Source organism: Microbacterium sp. NPDC087665 (genome assembly GCF_044743285.1).
GTDB lineage: Bacteria > Actinomycetota > Actinomycetes > Actinomycetales > Microbacteriaceae > Microbacterium.
Map to the genome: position 1 here is coordinate 1 of NZ_JBIUWD010000014.1, position 5,526 is coordinate 5,526.

At 54.2% G+C, this 5,526-nt stretch carries 3 rRNA genes; all 3 read right to left on the minus strand.

Features of this window, described 5'->3' with window-relative positions:
- Nucleotides 1-3 precede the first annotated feature (3 nt).
- The 3 genes from rrf to ACIOSY_RS17850 all read right to left on the minus strand — a co-directional run bounded on the left by rrf (nucleotide 4) and on the right by ACIOSY_RS17850 (nucleotide 5,267).
- Nucleotides 4-120, minus strand: a 5S ribosomal RNA gene (rrf, locus tag ACIOSY_RS17840).
- Between the two features lie 106 nt (nucleotides 121-226).
- Nucleotides 227-3,329 (minus strand): 23S ribosomal RNA (locus tag ACIOSY_RS17845).
- Nucleotides 3,330-3,745: 416 nt separating this feature from the next.
- Nucleotides 3,746-5,267 (minus strand): 16S ribosomal RNA (locus tag ACIOSY_RS17850).
- Together the 16S, 23S and 5S rRNA genes form the textbook arrangement of a ribosomal RNA operon.
- Nucleotides 5,268-5,526: the final 259 nt, after the last annotated feature.

A 5,526-nucleotide genomic window follows, 5' to 3' on the forward strand; every position in this document is an offset into this window, starting at 1 on the left:
GAAGTCCGGCGGTGTCCTACTCTCCCACAGGGTCCCCCCTGCAGTACCATCGGCGCTGTGAGGCTTAGCTTCCGGGTTCGGAATGTAACCGGGCGTTTCCCTCACGCTATGGCCGCCGAAACACTATTGATGTTTCAATCAAACACATAACAAAGTCATTGTCATGCGGTTCTCGACCGTACATCGAGAACCACTCAGTGGACGCGTAGCACCAACAAACGGGTGTGTTATCAAGTCATCGGCTTATTAGTACCAGTCAGCTGCACACGTTACCGTGCTTCCACATCTGGCCTATCAACCCAGTAGTCTGGCTGGGAGCCTCTCACCCGAAGGTATGGAAATCTCATCTTGAGGCCGGCTTCCCGCTTAGATGCTTTCAGCGGTTATCCATCCCGAACGTAGCTAATCAGCGGTGCTCCTGGCGGAACAACTGACACACCAGAGGTTCGTCCAACCCGGTCCTCTCGTACTAGGGTCAGATCCTCTCAAATTTCCTACGCGCGCAGCGGATAGGGACCGAACTGTCTCACGACGTTCTAAACCCAGCTCGCGTACCGCTTTAATGGGCGAACAGCCCAACCCTTGGGACCTACTCCAGCCCCAGGATGCGACGAGCCGACATCGAGGTGCCAAACCATGCCGTCGATATGGACTCTTGGGCAAGATCAGCCTGTTATCCCCGAGGTACCTTTTATCCGTTGAGCGACAGCGCTTCCACAAGCCACTGCCGGATCACTAGTCCCGACTTTCGTCCCTGCTCGACCTGTCAGTCTCACAGTCAAGCTCCCTTGTGCACTTACACTCGACACCTGATTACCAACCAGGTTGAGGGAACCTTTGGGCGCCTCCGTTACTTTTTGGGAGGCAACCGCCCCAGTTAAACTACCCACCATGCACTGTCCCTGAACCGGATTACGGTTCGAAGTTAGATATCCAGAGTGACCAGAGTGGTATTTCAACAATGACTCCACATGAACTGGCGTCCACGCTTCAAAGTCTCCCACCTATCCTACACAAGCCACACCGAACACCAATACAAAGCTATAGTAAAGGTCACGGGGTCTTTCCGTCCTGCTGCGCGTAACGAGCATCTTTACTCGTAATGCAATTTCGCCGAGTTCGCGGTTGAGACAGTTGGGAAGTCGTTACGCCATTCGTGCAGGTCGGAACTTACCCGACAAGGAATTTCGCTACCTTAGGATGGTTATAGTTACCACCGCCGTTTACTGGGGCTTAAATTCTCAGCTTCGCCTTGCGGCTAACCGGTCCTCTTAACCTTCCAGCACCGGGCAGGCGTCAGTCCGTATACATCGTCTTGCGACTTGGCACGGACCTGTGTTTTTAGTAAACAGTCGCTACCCACTAGTCTCTGCGGCCTCCAAACGCTTTCGGAGCAAGTCCTAATACGTCGAAGGCCCCCCTTCTCCCGAAGTTACGGGGGCATTTTGCCGAGTTCCTTAACCACGATTCTCTCGATCTCCTTGGTATTCTCTACCTGACCACCTGAGTCGGTTTGGGGTACGGGCGGCTAGAACCTCGCGTCGATGCTTTTCTTGGCAGCATAGGATCACCCACTTTTTATTCGCATCGTGTCTCAGCCTATGTGAACGGCGGATTTGCCTACCGTTCGGCCTACGCACTTGCACCAGGACTACCATCACCTGGCTGGGCTACCTTCCTGCGTCACACCTGTTAATACGCTAACCGCACCAGAATGGGGTCGTGCGCTAGGCCCAACGCGTCACCCCGAAGGGATCAGTCACTGGGATTCAGACACTTAGCACTACTGGATTAGCTTGGGCGGTTCTTCGCCGGTACGGGAATATCAACCCGTTGTCCATCGACTACGCCTGTCGGCCTCGCCTTAGGTCCCGACTTACCCAGGGAAGATTAGCTTGACCCTGGAACCCTTGGTCTTTCGGAGGACGTGTTTCTCACACGTCTTTCGCTACTCATGCCTGCATTCTCACTCGTGTAGCCTCCACGGCTGGTTTACACCGCCGCTTCGCTGGCCACACGACGCTCTCCTACCCATCAACACGGCTGGACCACGAAGGCCTACCAATAATGTCAATGCCACAACTTCGGTGGCGTGCTTGAGCCCCGTTACATTGTCGGCGCGGAATCACTTGACCAGTGAGCTATTACGCACTCTTTCAAGGGTGGCTGCTTCTAAGCCAACCTCCTGGTTGTCAAGGCAACTCCACATCCTTTCCCACTTAGCACGCGCTTTGGGACCTTAGTTGGTGGTCTGGGTTGTTTCCCTCTCGACTATGAAGCTTATCCCCCACAGTCTCACTGCTGCGCTCTCACTTACCGGCATTCGGAGTTTGGCTGACGTCAGTAACCTTGTAGGGCCCATCGGCCATCCAGTAGCTCTACCTCCGGCAAGAAACACGCAACGCTGCACCTAAATGCATTTCGGAGAGAACCAGCTATCACGAAGTTTGATTGGCCTTTCACCCCTATCCACAGCTCATCCCCTCAGTTTTCAACCTAAGTGGGTTCGGTCCTCCACGACGTCTTACCGTCGCTTCAACCTGGCCATGGATAGATCACTTCGCTTCGGGTCTAGGACATGCGACTGAATCGCCCTATTCAGACTCGCTTTCGCTACGGCTACCCCTCACGGGTTAACCTCGCCACATATCGCTAACTCGCAGGCTCATTCTTCAAAAGGCACGCTGTCACAGCTACTAAGGCTGCTCCAACGGTTTGTAAGCAAACGGTTTCAGGTACTATTTCACTCCCCTCCCGGGGTACTTTTCACCTTTCCCTCACGGTACTTGTCCGCTATCGGTCATCTGGGAGTATTTAGGCTTATCAGGTGGTCCTGACAGATTCACACGGGATTTCACGGGCCCCGTGCTACTTGGGATACTCTTCGCGTCAAGAGAGGCATTTCGACTACGGGGTTGGCACCCTCTATGACCGGCCTTTCAAGACCGTTCGTCTATACCTTCTTGTAACGCCGCCATCTCGGCAGAAATGACTGAAAAGTCCCACAACCCCCAACGTGCAACACCTGCCGGCTATCACACACGCTAGGTTTAGCCTGTTCCGGTTTCGCTCGCCACTACTAACGGAATCGCGGTTGCTTTCTCTTCCTGTGGGTACTGAGATGTTTCACTTCCCCACGTTCCCTCTACCCGCCCTATATATTCAGGCGGGAGTCACTAGGTCGGCACGCCGCCCAGCGGGGTTTCCCCATTCGGACACCCTCGGATCAAAACTTGCTTATCAGTTCCCCGAGGCTTATCGCAGATTGCTACGTCCTTCTTCGGCTCCAGATGCCAAGGCATTCACCGTTTGCTCTTAAAGACTTGATAAATCACATGAGTTTGAATCAGAATCGACTCCAAACCTCGAAAGGTTCAGAATGAAATTGACTAATGATCTTTAAGATCATCTTGTGCAACCGACCGAAGTCAGTTGCAAGATGCTCGCGTCCACTGTGTAGTTCTCAAAGTACGGGCGGTACCCCCACCAGCAACCCCACACAGGGGAAACCAGAAGAGGTCCAGAGGTACGGTCACAAACCCCGAAAGGCTCGTATCCGGTCCCTCAGGACCCAACAGCGTGCAGGTGCGACATCCGCCACCCTCCCCGTTCCAACCGCAAGCGGTGTACTAGAGAAGAACAACATCCTTCGCACCATGTCAAATGTTCCACCCATGAGCTCCCAGCGAAGAACAGACGCCTTCGAACTGGGTTCTGGACTCGTGATGAGTCAGATGCTCCTTAGAAAGGAGGTGATCCAGCCGCACCTTCCGGTACGGCTACCTTGTTACGACTTAGTCCTAATTACCGATCCCACCTTCGACGGCTCCCTCCAAAAAGGTTAGGCCACCGGCTTCAGGTGTTACCGACTTTCATGACTTGACGGGCGGTGTGTACAAGACCCGGGAACGTATTCACCGCAGCGTTGCTGATCTGCGATTACTAGCGACTCCGACTTCATGAGGTCGAGTTGCAGACCTCAATCCGAACTGGGACCGGCTTTTTGGGATTCGCTCCACCTCGCGGTATTGCAGCCCTTTGTACCGGCCATTGTAGCATGCGTGAAGCCCAAGACATAAGGGGCATGATGATTTGACGTCATCCCCACCTTCCTCCGAGTTGACCCCGGCAGTATCCCATGAGTTCCCACCATTACGTGCTGGCAACATAGAACGAGGGTTGCGCTCGTTGCGGGACTTAACCCAACATCTCACGACACGAGCTGACGACAACCATGCACCACCTGTTTACGAGTGTCCAAAGAGTTGACCATTTCTGGCCCGTTCTCGTATATGTCAAGCCTTGGTAAGGTTCTTCGCGTTGCATCGAATTAATCCGCATGCTCCGCCGCTTGTGCGGGTCCCCGTCAATTCCTTTGAGTTTTAGCCTTGCGGCCGTACTCCCCAGGCGGGGAACTTAATGCGTTAGCTGCGTCACGGAATCCGTGGAATGGACCCCACAACTAGTTCCCAACGTTTACGGGGTGGACTACCAGGGTATCTAAGCCTGTTTGCTCCCCACCCTTTCGCTCCTCAGCGTCAGTTACGGCCCAGAGATCTGCCTTCGCCATCGGTGTTCCTCCTGATATCTGCGCATTCCACCGCTACACCAGGAATTCCAATCTCCCCTACCGCACTCTAGTCTGCCCGTACCCACTGCAGGCCGGAGGTTGAGCCTCCGGATTTCACAGCAGACGCGACAAACCGCCTACGAGCTCTTTACGCCCAATAATTCCGGATAACGCTTGCGCCCTACGTATTACCGCGGCTGCTGGCACGTAGTTAGCCGGCGCTTTTTCTGCAGGTACCGTCACTTTCGCTTCTTCCCTGCTAAAAGAGGTTTACAACCCGAAGGCCGTCATCCCTCACGCGGCGTTGCTGCATCAGGCTTGCGCCCATTGTGCAATATTCCCCACTGCTGCCTCCCGTAGGAGTCTGGGCCGTGTCTCAGTCCCAGTGTGGCCGGTCACCCTCTCAGGCCGGCTACCCGTCGACGCCTTGGTGAGCCATTACCTCACCAACAAGCTGATAGGCCGCGAGCCCATCCCCAACCGAAATTCTTTCCAGACACAGACCATGCGGTCGAGTCACATATCCAGTATTAGACGCCGTTTCCAGCGCTTATCCCAGAGTCAGGGGTAGGTTGCTCACGTGTTACTCACCCGTTCGCCACTGATCCACAGAGCAAGCTCTGCTTCACCGTTCGACTTGCATGTGTTAAGCACGCCGCCAGCGTTCATCCTGAGCCAGGATCAAACTCTCCGTAAAAAAGAAATGCATACAATCACCGGAATAAGGCGAGAGCAGCGAGTTTGATGCTGACCAAAGAGACAAATTCATTGCTGACTTTATCCGTTGCCAACCCCACAAGGAGGTTGGTCTTTGATCCAAAGGAATCTCACCCCACCGAAGTGGAGTCGAGGTTATTTGGCATTTGACAAGTGCACGCTGTTGAGTTCTCAAGGATCGGATGCTCCCACGACCCAGTCATCACAACCAGGCCCGCAGGGCAACTTCTCTATCTTAC